General features: G+C 54.1%; 13 protein-coding genes. 4 read left to right on the top strand and 9 right to left on the bottom strand.

The features are described from left to right. Positions 1–14: 14 nt before the first annotated feature. Positions 15–1,331 (bottom strand): gluconate transporter, encoded by a 1,317-nt coding sequence (gene gntT / locus ACKWMY_RS10735; protein ID WP_024527613.1) that lies wholly within the window; start codon positions 1,329–1,331, stop codon positions 15–17. 306 nt (positions 1,332–1,637) lie between these two features. Between gntT and ACKWMY_RS10730 the strand changes: the two genes are divergently transcribed. Beyond that, entirely contained in the window at positions 1,638–2,144 is a 507-nt protein-coding gene (locus ACKWMY_RS10730; RefSeq protein WP_021807427.1) for a gluconokinase, read from the top strand. A 36-nt stretch (positions 2,145–2,180) separates the two neighbouring features. Here the strand turns inward: ACKWMY_RS10730 and gntR are convergent, their stop codons facing one another. Both gntR and ACKWMY_RS10720 read right to left on the bottom strand, forming a co-directional pair. Continuing rightward, positions 2,181–3,176 (bottom strand): gluconate operon transcriptional repressor GntR, encoded by a 996-nt coding sequence (gntR, locus tag ACKWMY_RS10725; protein WP_261161039.1) that lies wholly within the window; start codon positions 3,174–3,176, stop codon positions 2,181–2,183. Positions 3,177–3,310: 134 nt separating this feature from the next. Continuing rightward, positions 3,311–4,006 carry a pirin family protein gene (locus ACKWMY_RS10720; RefSeq protein WP_024527615.1) on the bottom strand — a complete coding sequence of 232 codons (696 nt, stop codon included), beginning with the start codon at positions 4,004–4,006 and terminating at the stop codon, positions 3,311–3,313. A 387-nt stretch (positions 4,007–4,393) separates the two neighbouring features. Here ACKWMY_RS10720 and ACKWMY_RS10715 point away from each other — a divergent pair, with 387 nt between their 5' ends. Beyond that, positions 4,394–4,891, top strand: coding sequence for a GNAT family N-acetyltransferase (locus tag ACKWMY_RS10715; protein WP_409486281.1), 498 nt, complete (start codon positions 4,394–4,396; stop codon positions 4,889–4,891). A gap of 72 nt (positions 4,892–4,963) precedes the next feature. Here the strand turns inward: ACKWMY_RS10715 and iolE are convergent, their stop codons facing one another. The 4 genes from iolE to iolD form a co-directional block, all read right to left on the bottom strand. Beyond that, on the bottom strand, positions 4,964–5,860 hold the full coding sequence (iolE, locus tag ACKWMY_RS10710) for a myo-inosose-2 dehydratase (RefSeq protein WP_024527617.1): 897 nt from the start codon (positions 5,858–5,860) through the stop codon (positions 4,964–4,966). Between the two features lie 61 nt (positions 5,861–5,921). Further along, positions 5,922–6,806 carry a sugar phosphate isomerase/epimerase family protein gene (locus ACKWMY_RS10705; protein ID WP_409486280.1) on the bottom strand — a complete coding sequence of 295 codons (885 nt, stop codon included), beginning with the start codon at positions 6,804–6,806 and terminating at the stop codon, positions 5,922–5,924. 38 nt (positions 6,807–6,844) lie between these two features. After that, a complete protein-coding gene (locus ACKWMY_RS10700) occupies positions 6,845–7,858 on the bottom strand; it encodes a Gfo/Idh/MocA family protein (RefSeq protein ID WP_024527619.1) in 1,014 nt (337 codons plus the stop codon). 113 nt (positions 7,859–7,971) lie between these two features. Further along, positions 7,972–9,912, bottom strand: a complete 1,941-nt coding sequence (gene iolD, locus ACKWMY_RS10695) for a 3D-(3,5/4)-trihydroxycyclohexane-1,2-dione acylhydrolase (decyclizing) (RefSeq protein ID WP_409486279.1) — start codon at positions 9,910–9,912, stop codon at positions 7,972–7,974. A 594-nt stretch (positions 9,913–10,506) separates the two neighbouring features. Between iolD and iolC the strand changes: the two genes are divergently transcribed. Beyond that, a complete protein-coding gene (gene iolC, locus ACKWMY_RS10690) occupies positions 10,507–12,447 on the top strand; it encodes a 5-dehydro-2-deoxygluconokinase (protein WP_409486278.1) in 1,941 nt (646 codons plus the stop codon). Between the two features lie 208 nt (positions 12,448–12,655). Further along, on the top strand, positions 12,656–13,492 hold the full coding sequence (locus tag ACKWMY_RS10685) for a MurR/RpiR family transcriptional regulator (RefSeq protein ID WP_261161044.1): 837 nt from the start codon (positions 12,656–12,658) through the stop codon (positions 13,490–13,492). Between the two features lie 50 nt (positions 13,493–13,542). Here the strand turns inward: ACKWMY_RS10685 and iolB are convergent, their stop codons facing one another. Then, positions 13,543–14,352, bottom strand: coding sequence for a 5-deoxy-glucuronate isomerase (iolB, locus tag ACKWMY_RS10680; protein ID WP_199062642.1), 810 nt, complete (start codon positions 14,350–14,352; stop codon positions 13,543–13,545). Between the two features lie 110 nt (positions 14,353–14,462). Next, positions 14,463–15,968 carry a CoA-acylating methylmalonate-semialdehyde dehydrogenase gene (locus ACKWMY_RS10675; RefSeq protein WP_024527623.1) on the bottom strand — a complete coding sequence of 502 codons (1,506 nt, stop codon included), beginning with the start codon at positions 15,966–15,968 and terminating at the stop codon, positions 14,463–14,465. Positions 15,969–16,511: the final 543 nt, after the last annotated feature.

Raw genomic sequence — 16,511 nt, 5'->3', positions numbered from 1 at the left:
CCCATCGTTAGGACTTAAACCACCATCGCCAACAGCAGGCAGCCAATCAGGCCACACACTGAAATGATGGTTTCCAACGCCGACCAGGACTTGATGGTTTCCATAATGGTCAGGTTGAAATACTCCTTGAACAACCAGAAGCCCGGATCGTTAACGTGAGAGAAAATCACGCTGCCTGAACCGACGGCGATAACCATCAGCTCCGGGCTAGCCCCGGTGGTGGCAATCAGCGGAGCCACAATGCCCCCGGCGGTGATCGCCGCTACGGTCGCGGAACCCAGTGCAATACGCAGCACTGCGGCAATTGACCAGGCCATCAGGATCGGTGACACGTTGCTGCCATGCATGATGCCAGCAATGTATTGCTCAATGCCGCTGTCTACCAGCACCTGTTTGAACGCCCCGCCACCGCCGATGATTAACAACATCATGGCGATGATTTTGATGGAGTCGCTGACGGTGCCCATCACTTCGTCCATGGTGCGGCCACGGTTCAGGCCGAAGGTAAAGATGGCAATCAGCACTGCGATCAGCGTTGCCATTACCGGGTCACCAAAGAACTCGGCGTAAGACAGGAACGGATGGCCTTTAGGCAACACCATTTCCGCCACGGCACGCAACGCCATCAGGATCACCGGCACCAGTGCAGTCGCTACGCTAACGCCAAACCCTGGCATCTCTTCTTCGGTAAAGGTTTTTGGGTTATATAAACCAACCGGAACCGGCTTATCGATACCTTTCAGGAAGCGGGCATACACCGGGCCTGCCAGGATCACGGTTGGGATTGCCAGCAAGGTGCCATACAGCAGGGTTTTCCCCATGTCCGCATGGAAAATGGTAGCAATGGCCGTTGGGCCAGGGTGTGGCGGCAGGAAACCGTGGGTAACGGACAGCGCCGCAGCCATAGGTACACCGACATACAGCAACGGGATACGTGCAGAGGCTGCAATGGTAAACACCAAAGGCAGTAACAGCACGAAGCCCACTTCGTAGAACAGAGCAAAACCGACGGTAAAACCGGTCAGCACGATGGCCCATTGGATATGCTGTTTGCCGAACTTGTCGATCAGCGTGGTAGCAATCCGCTGTGCACCGCCACAGTCCGCCAGCAGCTTACCGAGCATGGCACCAAAGCCCATGATCAGCGCCAGACCACCCAACGTTCCGCCCACGCCGGCCTTGATGGAACCAATCACTTTGTCTACCGGCATTCCCTGCATGATACCAACCGCCAGAGCGACCAGAATCAACGAGATAAAGCCGTTCAGCTTAAAGCGGATCATCAGCAGCAGCAGCATCGCTACGCCGATGGCAACAATCACTAGTGGCATAATTTTCTCCAACCCTTTTATCACTTGGCCTCTTTACGCAATGGCAGCGAAAGAAGGTGCTTTGTTTTATTGTACGACCCTATCCTGGTGGTCTAAGTAGGCAGCTGAGTACAGTGGTATAGCCAATGGATGCAGATTGCAGCCCGCCACGTGGCGACATGAAAACGACAAGCATGTTCCCTGTTCTATGCTGTGTGATGACAATCACATCTCCATTTGTTACCCGTATCATGATACCGGTAACATGGTAAGATCCGAAACCAGGTAACCCAGCAAAATTCGCATTCTGAGATAGAGATCAAACTTATGGCGGGAAAAAGCATCATCCTGATGGGCGTCTCCGGCAGCGGCAAATCCACGATTGGCGCGGCGGTAGCACGGGAAATCAAGGCTAAATTCATTGATGGCGACGATCTGCATCCACGCGCCAATATCCAGAAGATGGCCAGCGGCCAACCGTTGAATGACGAGGATCGCGCCCCCTGGCTTCAGCGCCTCAACGACGCTGCGTACAGCCTTAATCACAAGAACGAAAGCGGGATTATTGTCTGCTCGGCGCTAAAGCGCCGCTACCGCGATCTGCTTCGCAAAGATAATGACAATATGGTGTTTATCTACCTGAAAGGCAGCTTTGAGACGATCCTGGCCCGTCTGCAAGCCCGTTCCGGGCACTTTATGCCCACCGAGCTGCTAAAAAGTCAGTTTGAAGCATTAGAAGAGCCTGGGGCCGACGAAAAAGATGTGATCTGCGTGGATATTGATACCGACGTTGAAGGCGTAGTTGGCCGCTGTGTCGCAGCGCTGAAGCAATAAGCCAACCGTGCTGGGCGCTGGCTGTCGCGCCCAGGTTCAGATGCTGCCACCGGGTGCCACGGTGAAACCCACGTCTACCATACGTGGGGAAACAACTTCTCCACGCAGCCGTGCCAACAGGCGCTCAGCGGCGATCTGGCCCATATGCTCACGCGGTGTCAATACGCTCGCCAGTTTTGGCACCATCACCTGCCCGATATCGTGGCCGTGGAAACCGGCAATCGCCATATCCTGCGGGATAGATAACCCCTGGCGCTGACACTCGAATGCCGCGCCGATCGCCAGGTCATCGTTGGTACAAAAGATACTGTCAACCAGCGGATAATCGCGCTGTGCCTCGCGCAACATTTCACCACCGGCCGAATAGGAAGAAGAACGTGCGGTCATGATGCTGTAGGCTTCAAGACCAGACTCACGCATGGCCTGTTCGTAGCCCTGCTGTTTGATAATGGTGCGTTCATCCTGACGCGCGCCAAAGTACACCACATGACGATGACCGCGAGCGATGATCTGCTGGGTCATTTGGCGGGCCGCTTCAAAGTTGTTGAACCCGACCGCCAGATCGATACAGGGTGAGACACAGTCCATCAATTCCACCACCGGAATGCCTGCAACTTCAATCATCTTCAGGGTACGTGCGGTATGGTGTCGTTCGGACAGGATCAGCCCATCGATGTTATAAGAAAACAGCGATGTCAGACGCTCTTCTTCACGCTCCGGCAGATAGCCGTAGTGCGCCAGCATGGTTTGATAGTTGTGTGCATCGGTAACGCTTTCGATACCTCGCAACACTTCGGCAAATACCTGGTTGGTCAGCGACGGCAGCAACACGCCGATTGCCCGGCTGGTCGCATTGGAAAGGATATCCGGGGCGCGATTGGGAATGTAGCCAAGTTCGTCCAGCGCTACCGCAATTTTTTGCTGTAAAGCGGCAGAAACCTGATCGGGATTGCGCAAATAGCGGCTCACCGTCATTTTGGTGACGCCAACCTGATCTGCAACATCTTGAAGCACCGGCCGTTTTTTCTTCATTATCACTGAACTGGCTAACCGTGAATGGGCGGCCATTTTAGCAAATAAAACGCCTTTCCGATATTGTTGGTTATCCGGCCAGCAGATGCAAAAAAGGCCCGGTATAGCACCGAGCCCTCGCTATTACTCTGTCATCACACCGGCGGCAAATCGAACAGTAAAATCTCGCTGTCTTCATCGGCATGGATAGATAGCGCTGTCTCATCCCAGATGGCAAAAGCATCGCTAACACCCGCTTTGTGGCCATTGATAGAGACATTGCCATGCACCACCTGGATCCAAACGCGGCGTTCAGCCTGGATTGGATAAACCGATTGCTCGTCTTTCTTCAGCGCCCAGCGAGACAAAGTCATATCCTGGAACACCTTCAGCGAGCCTTCACGGGCGTCTGGCGACAGCACCAACTGGCGGCCCTGAGGCGCATCAAACATCCGTTGCTCATAACGTGGCTCCAGCCCAACCTGATCCGGAATAATCCAGATCTGGTAGAGATGCAATGGCCGATCGCTATTGGCATTGTACTCGGAGTGACGCACACCGGTCCCTGCACTCATAATCTGGAACTCACCAGCATTGATCTGTTCTTTGTTGCCCATGCTGTCCTGATGCTCCACCGTACCACTCAGCACGTAGGTCAGGATTTCCATGTCTTTATGGGGATGGGTACCAAACCCCTGGCCTGCATCAATCACATCTTCGTTGATCACCCGCAGCGCCGAGAACCCCATAAAGTCGGGATCGTAATAGTCAGCAAATGAGAAAGTATGCCAGCTGTCGAGCCAACCATGATTGGCATGACCGCGATCTTGTGCCTTACGTAAATAAATCATATTCAACTCTCCTCAACGTTTTCTACAGTCTAGACCTGACGGAGGAATATGAAAGCGCAAAAATCTCACCCCTCTGTTCAAAAAATTAGGTGGAGTTTGGCAGCCAGTAGCAAAGGGTTTGTGGGATGGGTTAGCCGCTGAATTTGGGCAAAAAAAAAGCCAGCACCCGAGCTGGCTAAGTAAACACTGGAAGCAATGTGAGCAATGTCGTGCCTTCAGCAAACAGTATCAAAGGTTGATACTCTCTCTGAACGCATGACAATAATAATCATTATCATTCGCACCTGTAAAGCGTTTTTTTGACCAATGGGAAATTATATTGACTCAGGGGAGTAAACGGATAATTTGGGAGGTTATTCAAACGGTAAACGCGAAAGAGAGGAAAGAATGAACGAGATTGTAGTTCGTCACGTGGAAAGTAACGATGCTGAAGCCTTACACCAGCTATATTCCCACCCGGCCGTTTACCGTGACACGCTACAACTACCGCTACCGTCAAAAGCCATGTGGCAGCAGCGGATTGCTAACGTGCAGCCCGGAACCTACAACATGGTGGCCTGCATTGACGATCGCGTGGTGGGGCAGCTGTTCGTGGAACTCAACCAGCGGGTACGCCGCCGCCATGTGGCCACTATTGGCATTAGCGTGGATGCCGGATATCACGGCAAAGGCGTTGGCAGCGCGCTGATGAAGGCGATGATCGATATCTGCGACAACTGGGCCGGTATTGAGCGCATTGAGCTCACGGTGTACACCGACAATCAGGGTGCCATAGCGCTGTATCGTAAGTTCGGTTTTGAAATTGAAGGCACCAGCCGCCGCTTTGCCATGCGCGATGGCGAGTTAGTGGATGCCTACCATATGGCCCGGTTTAAAACCTCGTAATCAGAACTGCTTTGTCGGTGGGGCGCTCATACCAACGCCCCACCCGTTAGACTCAGCAAACCAATAACTGACTTAAAGCCCGGCCGTTTCGCGAATATAACGGCGTGCTTTCACTGCGTATTCAAAAGGGTTGGCCAACGCCGGATCCTGCTCTGCTTCCACCACCATCCATCCCTTATAGCCACGCTCATCCAGCAGCTTGAATACCGGCCGGAAATCGATCACGCCATCCCCCGGCACGGTAAAGGTGCCTTTTTTCACCCCGTCCAGGAAGCTCAGGTGCTTGGCCTTAACCTCTGCCACCACCTCGTCACGCACGTCTTTCAGGTGCACATGGTTGATGCGCGGCAGGTATTTCTCCAGGATTGCCAACATTGCCTGTTGGCTGCCTTCGGAGTAATAGGCATGCCCGGTATCAAACAGCAGGTAAACATCGTCGTTCACCATGCTCATATAGCGGTCTATCTCTTCGGTGGTCTGGATACCCGTGCCCATATGATGATGCAGGCAGACCTGCATCCCCTTTCCGGCGGCAATTTTCGCCAGCTCGTTATATCCCTGCGCCACCCGCTGCCACTCTTCATCGCTAAAATAGGGCTTCTCTTCAAATACCGCCTTGGTGGTGCCCTGAATGCTCTTACTCTGCTCGGAGCAGCCAATCACTTTGGCCCCCATCGCATGCAGGAAATTCATGTGGTTAACAAACTCATCGATGGTCTTTTCCTTCAGCCCATCGGCAAAGAACGTGCTGAACCAGGCATTACAGATCTGGATCCCGCGGATGTCCAGCATCGGTTTCAGCACCTTGGGATCGCGCGGGTATTTACTGCCTACTTCGCTGCCAGTGAACCCGGCCAGCGCCATTTCGCTGACGCACTGCTGGAACGTGTTCTCGTCCCCTAACTCAGGCATGTCGTCATTCGTCCAACCAATCGGGGCGATTGCCAGCTTTACGTGGTCTTTGTTCATTTTCAGCCTCAGTCATGTAGGCACTTACCGGCTATCTTTCCCACCGGCGTGGCCAGGAAAGTTATTTACTCAAAAGCTCTTTTTCGATGCGTTCTCTGGTGGCTACCGCCTGAGCAGGCATTCTCTCCGGGTAGCCGAACAGCGAGGTACAGATGATGGACTCCCCACCGACCTTGAAGGTACGGCTGGCAAATTCCATATCGCGCAGGGTTTGGAACAGGGCCGCGAAGTCCACTTCCCCCTCGCCAATTGCCATATGTTGATGCACCGCCGCATCAACGCCCGGCGGATTGACGATATACCGGCAGGGGCGGGTGTGATTCATGGTATCGGCAATCAACACGTGGGAAAGATCGCTCCCGGCATAGCGCAGCATATTTCCAATATCACCGCACCCTTGGTCGTAATAGAAGGTATGGGGAACGCTGTAAAGATAGGTCACATTGTCGCTGCGCAACGATTTCACCATGTCGGCGGTTTCGTTGCTAAGCTCGCAAAAGTCCCACGGATGGGACTGAATTTCCATGCGAATGCCTTCACGTTCGATAATCGGCAGCAGCTCCTCCATCGATTGATACCACAGCTCTTCGCAAATCTCCGGCTCGTTCGGGTTACCCGCCAGTTCGGTGTTGATCACCTGAACCCCCATCTCCACCGCAATTTCGATCATCCGCCGCCAGTTCTTGACCGCCGCCCGACGGCGGTCTTCTCCTGGGCCCGACCAGCGATACACCACAATAAAGGAGGAAATCTCTACCCCGGTGGCCTTTAGCGCCCGTTGATATTCCGCCAGAACGTCACGACCGGCTTTTGGATGTTTGTAGAATGGGTTGATCTGCGGGTGCGGTGACTGCTCAATGTATTTATAGCCCCAGTCAGCCACCTGCTCCACCATCTTGGTAATGCCCAAACCTTTAATCACATCGACATCAAAAGCGATTTTCATGGTCGCCTCCTTAGAGCATGAATGCGGTATCTACGGGCTTATTTGCCATAGAAGCCAGGGCGAGCGGGCAAGGTCACTGGCACCACTTCACCGCTGTTCTGCGCGGCGATACAGGCATCTGCCGCCACCGCAGCCGCAAAGCCATCCCAAGCAGAAGGCCCGGTGAGCTTGCCGGCCTGGACGTCATTGATAAAGGCCTGCAGCTCAACGTCATAAGCACCGATAAAGCGGTCTTTCCAGTCGACCAGGATCTCGGTGGACAGTTTGGCACCGCTGCGCATTTGCACCGCAGAAGGTTCTGGCAGCTTGGCGATGCCGGTTTCCCCCACCACCTCACACTGAATGTCGTAGCCGTACTGGCAGTTAACAAAGATTTCGACGTCAATACGGGCGCCCTTGGCCGTTTCCATCAGCACAATTTGCGGGTCTCTCAAATGTGGCAAGGCTTTGCTGCTCTTGCGTGGGAACACCACCTGTACCGAAACGTAATCATCGTCCAGCAGCCAACGCAGGACGTCTAACTCGTGAATGAGCGTATCGGTTATGGCCATATCCGTGGTGTAGGCTTCACCGACCCTTGGGTTGCGGTGGGCACAGTGCAGCATCAGCGGCTCGCCGATCTGACCGCTGGTCAGCACCTGTTTCAGCGCCCGGTAGCCCTGATCGTAAGGACGCATAAAGCCCACCTGTACCAGGCGTTTGCCGTGCTTGGCTTCGGCATCCACGATGTTCTTGCAGCCCTGTGCCGTAACCGCCAGCGGTTTCTCGCAAAATACCGGTTTGCCTGCGGCAATGGCGGCCAGCACAAACTCTTCATGGCTCGGCCCCCATGACGTGACCAGCACCGCCTGTACGTCTGAAGAGTTGATCAGATCGTGGGCATTGTCATAAACCTTGGCGTCCAGTTTCAGTTCACTGACCACCTTGGCCGCACTGTCTCGATTGATGTCATTCACCGCAACCACGCGGCTACCCTGCAACACCTGGCTACAACGGCGAATATGATCCCTACCGATAGCGCCGGTACCAATAACCCCAATGTTCAATGTCATTTTCGTTATCCTCATGGACTGTAAACGGCAGACGCAAGGTCTGAGGTAGATCCGATTGTTTATGTGAGCGCGGCGTTCTCCGCCGCACCTACGATTGCCAAGGCATTGCGTTATCAGTAGTCGCGGGCCTTATCGATGTTCTCTTGCAGCTTGCGGGCGACGGCGATAATTTTTTCACTTTCGGCCACCTGGGCACCGCCCACGCGCCACCAACTGAGATATTTGTGCACCATGGTTTTTGGCAGCACTTTGATATCCAGCAGGGTAGAAACCTGTTGCTTGCGGGCATCTACCAGCGCTTCGATCAGTTGTTGTTCGGTAGTTATGCTGTAGGTTTTGCAACCATAGGCCGCTGCCAACATCGCAAAGTTGACCGGAACGAGCTTGCCATCCAATTTGCCGCCTTGCGGATTACGGAAGCGGAACTCGGTGGTATAGCTCCCCATGCCGTGCTCTATCTGCAGGTTGTTGATACAGCCGTTGGTCATGTTATCGAACAGCACCACGTTGATCTTGCAACCTTCCTGGAGCGAGGTGACCAGCTCAGAATGCAGCATCATGAACGCCCCATCCCCTACCATGGCGTAAACTTCGCGTTGTGGCTCCGCAAGCTTGACGCCTAACGCGGCGTTAACCTCATAACCCATACAGGAGTAGCCGTATTCGACGTGATAGCCGTGCTCACCCCGGTTTTGCCAGACACGCTGCAGATCGCCTGGCAAACTGCCAGCAGCGGCAACGATGACGCTGTCCTGCGGTAAATGCTCATTCAGCACCCCCAGCACTCGGCTTTGGGTTAATACGGAGTCGGTTTTTTCGATAAACTCGGCAAACACCTGTTCACGATCGAGGCTATCGTCGATTTCCGGCACAAAGCCTTCGTCGGTATAGGTCACTTGATAGACACGCTCGGTCTCTTTTTGCTGTTCGCCCAGCGCCTTGCTGATAGCGTCTTGCCAATCGGCACGATAATCCGCCTGAGCCAACAACGGGCTGAGAGAGGCTAGCGCGGTACGGGCATCCGCCAAGAGTTGCAGGCCGTCCAGCTTGCCGGCATCAAACGCGCTGACGTTGATGTTAAGGAATTCCACATCCGGATTTTGGAATAGCCATTTGGACGAGGTGGTAAAATCGCTGTAACGGGTACCGATGCCGATCACCAGATCTGCCTGCTTCGCCAGCGTGTTGGCCGCCAGACAGCCGGTTTCACCAATGCCACCCACGTTATACGGATGGGCAGAAAGCACCGTACCTTTACCTGCCTGAGTTTCTGCAAACGGAATATGGAAGCGTTCAGCAAACTGCTGCAACGCCTGCCCAGCCTGCGAATACTTCACCCCGCCACCGCAGATTATCAACGGCTTGCGTTTACCCACCAACAACGCCAAAGCATCTGCCAGCGATTCTTGGCTGGCCGGACGGCGCTCAAGGCGATGCAGCCGTTTGTGGAAGAAATAGTCTGGATAATCGTAGGCTTCGCCCTGTACGTCCTGCGGGAGGCATAGCGTGACGGCACCGGTTTCTGCCGGATCGGTCAGCACGCGCATGGCATTAATACAGGCGCTCATCAGCTGTTCCGGGCGCACAATGCGATCCCAATATTTACTGACGGCGCGAAATGCGTCGTTGGTGCTGATGCTTAAATCGTAGGATTGTTCGATCTGCTGCAATACCGGATCGGGCTGGCGAGAGGCGTACACATCGCCCGGCAGCAGCAGTAGAGGAATGCGGTTAGCCGTGGCAGTGGCCGCAGCGGTGATCATATTAGCCGCGCCGGGGCCGATGGAAGAAGTACAGGCATAGATCTGCTGGCGCAACTTCTGCTTGGCAAACCCGGTAGCAGCATGCGCCATTCCCTGTTCATTGCGCCCCTGATGCACCACCAGATCGCCACAGTCTTGCTCCAGAGCCTGCCCCAGGCCGAGTACGTTACCGTGGCCGAAAATGGCGAAGATACCCTTTACGAATTTGGTTTCGACACCGTCTACCAGCAGGTACTGGTTGTCGAGAAATCTGACCAATGCCTGTGCCATGGTCAACTTGATCTTACCCATTTTACTCACCCTTTCTTTTGGCGTTATCCCAAGCCTGCTGCAGGTGGTGGTTTGCGAGCAGGCAAGCGTATACGGTGGCGTAGCGCTGACTTTCGTTACATAAAAGCAGTGATAATCTTGTCTGGGTTGTTACACACTGCTCATGCAATAGGCAGTTTGAAACGTACATTGATTATAAACAAATATATTTTTCATAAAATATCAATACAGAAAAAACATTTCATTTTGCGATAAAGATCGCATAATACCGAACCACCAAGGTTTAAGTTATCTATATAATTCAATCAATTAATTAAAAAGTATTCATGGCTATCTTTCGTTCTATGCGGCCACTCGACAATCGAACCAGCAGCCATCAAGGCCGCACTCAGTTGCGTAGCCAACTTCAGCAAGGGATTGTTCTATCAATAATAATGTGTCACGTCGGCAGACTACCCGATGTAGGTTGCTTTTAAATGCATCACATTTTCGGGGTGTAAGTTTCATTTCATATTGAAATTGAAATTTTTATTCCTCATACTTCGAACTATGCTTCCTACTTAGCTCCTTTACCGGGTCGCAATCGGTTTTGCTTAATGACAGAAGGAAACGGGTATGGCCACACAACAAAAGCAGCTTGATGTCATTTGCCTCGGGCGCATCGCTGTCGATTTCTATGCTCAACAAATCGGTGCACGTCTGGAAGATGCCAGCTCATTCTCCAAATATCTTGGCGGCTCCTCCGGCAACGTGGCCTATGGCACCGCGATCCAAGGGCTAAAATCCGGCATGCTGGCTCGCGTAGGGGATGAGCACATGGGCCGCTTTCTGCGTGAAGAACTCCAGCGCGTCGGCGCGGACACACAGAGCCTGATCACCGATAAACAGCGCCTGACCGGCCTGGTGATCCTGGGCATCAAGGATCAGGAAACCTTCCCGCTGATTTTCTACCGTGAAAACTGTGCCGACATGGCGCTGACCCCCGAAGATATCGATGAAAACTACATCGCTTCATCACGGGCTTTAGCAATCACCGGCACCCACCTCTCCCACCCCAAAACGCGCGCAGCGGTGCTCAAAGCATTGGAGTACGCCCACCGACACGGGCTGCGTACCGCATTGGATATCGATTATCGGCCAGTGCTGTGGGGGTTGACCTCGTTAGGCGATGGCGAGACCCGCTTTATCGAATCGGAAAAGGTGACCCGCGAGTTGCAGGAAGTTCTGCACCATTTCAATCTCATCGTGGGGACTGAAGAAGAGTTCCATATTGCTGGCGGCAGTACCGATACGCTGGTCGCGCTGCAAAACGTCCGTAAGGTCACCCAGGCCACGTTGGTGTGCAAGCGAGGGGCGCAGGGGTGCTCGGTATTTGAAGGGGATATCCCCACAGATTGGCAGCAAGTCAAACTGCATTCTGGCGTGCGTGTTGACGTTTTGAACGTGCTCGGTGCGGGTGATGCCTTTATGTCTGGCCTGCTACGCGGATATCTTAATGATGAGGGTTGGGACCAGGCCTGTCGTTACGCCAATGCCTGCGGCGCGTTGGTGGTGTCACGCCACGGCTGCGCCCCCGCAATGCCGACCAAGCTGGAGCTGGACGATTACCTGCAACACGAACAAGAGGTGAAACGCCCTGATCTGGATGCCCGGCTGAACCATCTGCACCGCGTTACCACGCGCAAACAGCAATGGCCTGAACTGTGCGTATTTGCTTTTGATCACCGCAAACAGCTGGCAGAGATGGCGCGTGAGGCGGGAGTGAGTACAGAGCGGCTCCCACAGTTAAAAACGTTGTTGTTGGCCGCCGCACAGGCTGCAGCTGCCGAAGCGGGGTTACACGGCAACAGCGGCATTTTGGCAGATACTACCTACGGCCAAGCGGCGTTGAATGCCATTACTGGCCAGGGCTGGTGGATTGGCCGCCCGGTGGAGTTGCCAAGCTCCCGCCCCTTGCGGTTGGAGCACGGCAACATTGGCTCACAGCTGATCGATTGGCCCCAAGAACACGTGGTCAAATGCCTGGTATTTTATCATCCACAGGACGCCGAAGCGCTGCGCCGTGAGCAGGATGAGCAGATCGTTGACGTATATCGTGGCTGCTGCAAATCGGGCCATGAGCTGTTGCTGGAAGTCATTTTGCCTGAAGGTCATGCCGACAAAGACGAGTGCAACTATCTGCAGGTGATGGAACATTTCTACCGCTTGGGCGTTCTGCCAGACTGGTGGAAACTGCCGCCGCTTAGTGCCGCCAACTGGCAAAAAGTGGGGGAATTGATTGAAACTCACGACCCATTCTGCCGCGGGGTGCTAATCCTCGGGCTAGACTCCCCACAGGAAACGCTGAAAGCCGGGTTCGCCGCAGCCGCAGATGCCCACTGGGTAAAAGGCTTCGCGGTTGGCCGCACCATTTTTGGCGCTTCTTCACGCCTATGGCTACAAGGTGAGATCGATGACGCCGGGCTGGTCGAACAGGTGAAACAGAAATACCTGACGCTGATCGGTTTCTGGCGGCAATATCGCCCGCAGCCTGCGAGTAAAACCAGCCGTAGTTAAGCTGGCGTTGTTAACGAACCTACCCCTTAAAGTGATTTTCGCTGCTTTAAGGGGATTTTTTTGCCCATTTTCTGTGAAGTAACGCAACTGGCGACGAAATAAATCGCTTTTTGTAGAAATGAAATGTCCACTCCATCTGTTAGAATAACCGGACAATATTTTCAGCGTATAAACCAATACGCCTCAGCCAATACTGCGAGCCGAATGGATGACTAACCCAACTCAACTTTCGCTGTTACAGGACGAGATCCGCCGCCGTTATGAAACGCTGAGCAAGCGCTTAAAACAGGTAGCACGCTACATCCTGGATAACAGTAACAGCATTGCCTTTGATACCGTTGCTTCCATCGCTGCCCAGGCCAGCGTGCCACCATCGACCCTGATCCGTTTCGCTAACGCCTTTGGCTTCAGCGGCTTCAACGAAATGAAGCAGGTCTTCCGCCAGCATCTGATGGAAGAAACGGTGAACTATACCGAGCGCGCACGCCTGTTTCGCCAAACCTCTACCGACGACAGCGTTGCCCCGGAAAAGCCGGCAGAAATCCTTAACGTGTTTACAATGGTCAACTCGCAGGCGCTGCAACAGTTGGCAATGCAAACCAGTGCCGAGCAGTTGGAGCGGGCGGTAGAGTTGCTCAATAACGCGGAAAATATCTACGTGATTGGCCTGCGCCGCTCATTCAGCGTGGCTTCTTATCTCACCTATGCCCTGCGCCACCTGGAAAGGCGCGCCTTCCTGATCGACGGGTTAGGCGGGATGTTTACCGAACAGCTCAGCATGGTGAAGCCCAAGGACGTGGTGATCGCCATCAGCTATTCGCCTTATGCCAAAGAAGCGGTAGAACTGGTGGAGTTGGGGGCCAAACAGGGAGCACAGCTAATCGCCATTACCGACAGCCAGGTCAGCCCGCTGGCTGCCTTCAGTGATGTCTGTTTTGTGGTGCGCGAAGCGCAGGTAGATGGGTTCCGCTCGCAGGTGGCCTCCATGTGTCTGGCGCAAACGCTGGCGGTATCATTGGCACTGAATAACGCCAAAGAGCTATAACTTTCGGTTAAAGGGGCGCAGCGTTGCGGAGCGCCCCCACCTAGTCAGTATCAATAGCTTTCGCTGTTGATCCAGGCGTGATCTTTTTCCCAGGTGAACTTCCACAGGCGTACCGGCCCCGCCATCACGTTGAGATAATAACTGTCATATCCGGCCAGGGTTGCCACCGGGTGGTAACCGCGCGGCACTTTCACCACGTCGCGGTTATAGACCGGCATACACTCATCCAGCGAACGATCGTCGGTGTAGACGCGTTGCAGGCAGAACCCTTGTTCAGGATTAAGACGGTGGTAATAAGTCTCTTCCAGGTAGGTTTCGTCCGGCGCGTTTTCCTGGTCGTGCTTATGGCTTGGGTAGGAGCTGGTATTGCCTTCGTCGGTATAGACCTCAACCACCAGCAGGCTATCGGCCGGTTGGCTATCCGGCAGAATATTGTGAACCAGCCGTTGGTTACGGCCTTTACCCCGCCGCTCCACGCCGACGTCTGCCGGGGTGATCAAGCGTGAAGGCAGGTGCCCGTTACCCGGCGCGCTGCATACCGCCAGTTCAAGATCGGTCTCTGCCCGAACTTCAACATGGTCGTGGTGCGGAACATAAACGGAATAAGGTGGCGTGCGCTCAAACGGGCTCATCCGCTTACCAATATGTGGATACTCCGCTCGTTGCGTTGCCACAGAGGCAATACCTGCCACCAGCACCAGGCAAAGCTCCTTGTCGCCACTCTCCAACCGCAACGACTGCCCGGCCGCTAACCGATAGACCTCAAACCCGACAAAACGCCAACCGGCATTTTCCGGGGTGACGGACTGAATACGCCCCTGCGCATCCGGTTGCTGACATTTCGCAAGTAATGATGACATGACAATGCTCCTTAAATCCCGTGCTTGTGAGTGTGGCTGCAATGCATTGATACCAGCGACAGCGGCCGCTATCCCGGTGGAATAACGGCCTCGGCATGCCTGGCTGCGGTTTAGCCCAGCGTTGGCATACTGTATTCGGATACCGTTTGCTGGCCCGTTGGCCAACGTGCGGTGGCCGTCTTCATGCGGGTATAGAATCGCACGCCGTCCGTGCCATGTACGTTAAGTGCACCGAATACTGAACGTTTCCAGCCGCCAAAGCTGTGGAAAGCCATCGGCACCGGTACCGGCACGTTAACCCCCACCATCCCTGCCTGCACCTCATGCACAAACTGGCGAGCATAGTGACCATTATTGGTAAAAATGGCGCTGCCGTTACCAAACTCGTGGCTGTTCACCGTATCGATGGCCGTTTGGTAATCGGCCACACGCACAATGCCCAATACCGGCCCGAAGATCTCCTCGCGGTAGATACGCATATCCGGCTGTACGTTATCGAACAGGGTGCCACCCACGTAGTAACCCTCCGGATAACCCGTCACCTGATAATCGCGGCCATCGACCACCAGCGTTGCGCCCTCTTTAACGCCAATATCAATGTATCCCAGCACTTTTTTCTGATGGGCGGATGAGACCAACGGCCCCATTTCATTTTCCTCGCCGCCTTGCTGCATGCCGGGGCCAACCCGCAGTTGGGCGATCAGCGGTTTGAGTTTGGCAATCAGTTTATCTGCGGTGCTATCACCAACCACAACGGCCACCGGCAACGCCATGCAACGTTCACCGGCCGAGCCAAATGCCCCTCCCATCAGCGCATTGACCGTGGCATCCAGATCCGCATCCGGCATAACGATAGCCTGATTTTTGGCGGCCCCAAAGGCCTGTACACGTTTACCGTGCGCGCTGGCGGTGGTGTAAATATGTTCTGCAACGGTGGAGGAGCCAACGAAACTCACCGCCTGAATGCGTGGATCGGTGCACAGCTGCGAGGCTTCTTCATTGCCGCAATGCACGACGTTGAATACCCCATCTGGCAGGCCCGCCTCTTTCAGTAGTTCTGCCAGACGCACGGAGGCAGACGGCACCAACGCCGGAGGCTTCAGGACGAAGGTATTGCCGCAGGCCAGCGCGATAGGGAACATCCACATCGGCACCATGGCCGGGAAGTTAAACGGTGTGATCCCGGCCACTACGCCCAGCGGCTGCATCAGCGAAAAACTGTCCACGCCGGTGCCTACGTCCGGTGAGAATTCGCCTTTGATCAAGTGTGGAATGCCACAGGCAAACTCCACCACTTCCATGCCACGGGTCAATTCACCCAGCGCATCGGAATAGACTTTGCCATGCTCACTGACAATCAGTTGCGCCAACTCTTCGCGATGCTGCTCTAGCAGTGCTTTGAAATTAAACATGATACGCGCCCGGCGTAGCGGTGTAGTACGCGCCCAGTCGGTAAATGCCTGATGGGCGACATCAATAGCCTGTTTCACCTCGGCGGCGGTGCTCTGCGTCACACGGCGTTCAACCTGACCGCTGGCCGGATTGTGCACGTCGACGGTTTGGTTACTGCTGCTCAGGCAAACCTGCCCACCAATAAAGTTACCCACGGTTTTCATGTTTCACCCTCTTTTAAGTCCGCTATCGCCACGGCTTGCAGCATTGCCGCATACCGTGACGTTCATCGTGCCACCTGCAAGAGTACGGCCCACAGGCAGATTAAATCCTGACCAGATGAATCAAACTCTATTCCATTGAAAAAAAAGTTTCAAATAAAAGTTTTTAGAAAATTTGTTTTTAGTGCCGCCGATCGCAAATTTGCCGTGACCATAGGCAGAGTGGGCGGTGGCGAATGACTCGATCCTCGATCCGCAAGCTGCGTAGCTTTACTCAGTAATTCCTAGTTTTTATACAGATACGCTTTCTCACCCTGGCGAGTCATTTTTCCAATCCGCCATGCAAATCGGGAAGAACATTTGCCCTATTTATGCTCAATTTTTTGAACTGGATCTAAAAATCAATATTTCATTATTCACTAAATATGAAATAAATGTTCTTGTTTGCCAAAGGACACCCTGAAAAACACCGCCTTGATGACAGGCACGGTTCACCCTTCTGCCTCCCTACCCCCTACAAGTCAGTTAAGTAGGCAGAAGCCAGGA

It is taken from the genome of Serratia sp. J2, from assembly GCF_046269175.1.
GTDB lineage: Bacteria > Pseudomonadota > Gammaproteobacteria > Enterobacterales > Enterobacteriaceae > Chania > Chania fonticola_C.
This window is presented reverse-complemented; position numbering and strand designations above follow the sequence as displayed.

What these genes read in the sequence shown, in the direction of transcription:
- ACKWMY_RS10730 (WP_021807427.1), top strand. Translation starts at nt 1,638, where the DNA reads ATGGCGGGAAAAAGCATCATCCTGATGGGCGTCTCCGGCAGCGGCAAA.
- iolD (WP_409486279.1), bottom strand. Translation starts at nt 9,912, where the DNA reads ATGGGTAAGATCAAGTTGACCATGGCACAGGCATTGGTCAGATTTCTC.
- gntT (WP_024527613.1), bottom strand. Translation starts at nt 1,331, where the DNA reads ATGCCACTAGTGATTGTTGCCATCGGCGTAGCGATGCTGCTGCTGCTG.
- iolB (WP_199062642.1), bottom strand. Translation starts at nt 14,352, where the DNA reads ATGTCATCATTACTTGCGAAATGTCAGCAACCGGATGCGCAGGGGCGT.
- ACKWMY_RS10715 (WP_409486281.1), top strand. Translation starts at nt 4,394, where the DNA reads ATGAACGAGATTGTAGTTCGTCACGTGGAAAGTAACGATGCTGAAGCC.
- ACKWMY_RS10720 (WP_024527615.1), bottom strand. Translation starts at nt 4,006, where the DNA reads ATGATTTATTTACGTAAGGCACAAGATCGCGGTCATGCCAATCATGGT.
- ACKWMY_RS10685 (WP_261161044.1), top strand. Translation starts at nt 12,656, where the DNA reads ATGACTAACCCAACTCAACTTTCGCTGTTACAGGACGAGATCCGCCGC.
- gntR (WP_261161039.1), bottom strand. Translation starts at nt 3,176, where the DNA reads ATGAAGAAAAAACGGCCGGTGCTTCAAGATGTTGCAGATCAGGTTGGC.
- iolC (WP_409486278.1), top strand. Translation starts at nt 10,507, where the DNA reads ATGGCCACACAACAAAAGCAGCTTGATGTCATTTGCCTCGGGCGCATC.
- ACKWMY_RS10675 (WP_024527623.1), bottom strand. Translation starts at nt 15,968, where the DNA reads ATGAAAACCGTGGGTAACTTTATTGGTGGGCAGGTTTGCCTGAGCAGC.
- iolE (WP_024527617.1), bottom strand. Translation starts at nt 5,860, where the DNA reads ATGAACAAAGACCACGTAAAGCTGGCAATCGCCCCGATTGGTTGGACG.
- ACKWMY_RS10705 (WP_409486280.1), bottom strand. Translation starts at nt 6,806, where the DNA reads ATGAAAATCGCTTTTGATGTCGATGTGATTAAAGGTTTGGGCATTACC.
- ACKWMY_RS10700 (WP_024527619.1), bottom strand. Translation starts at nt 7,858, where the DNA reads ATGACATTGAACATTGGGGTTATTGGTACCGGCGCTATCGGTAGGGAT.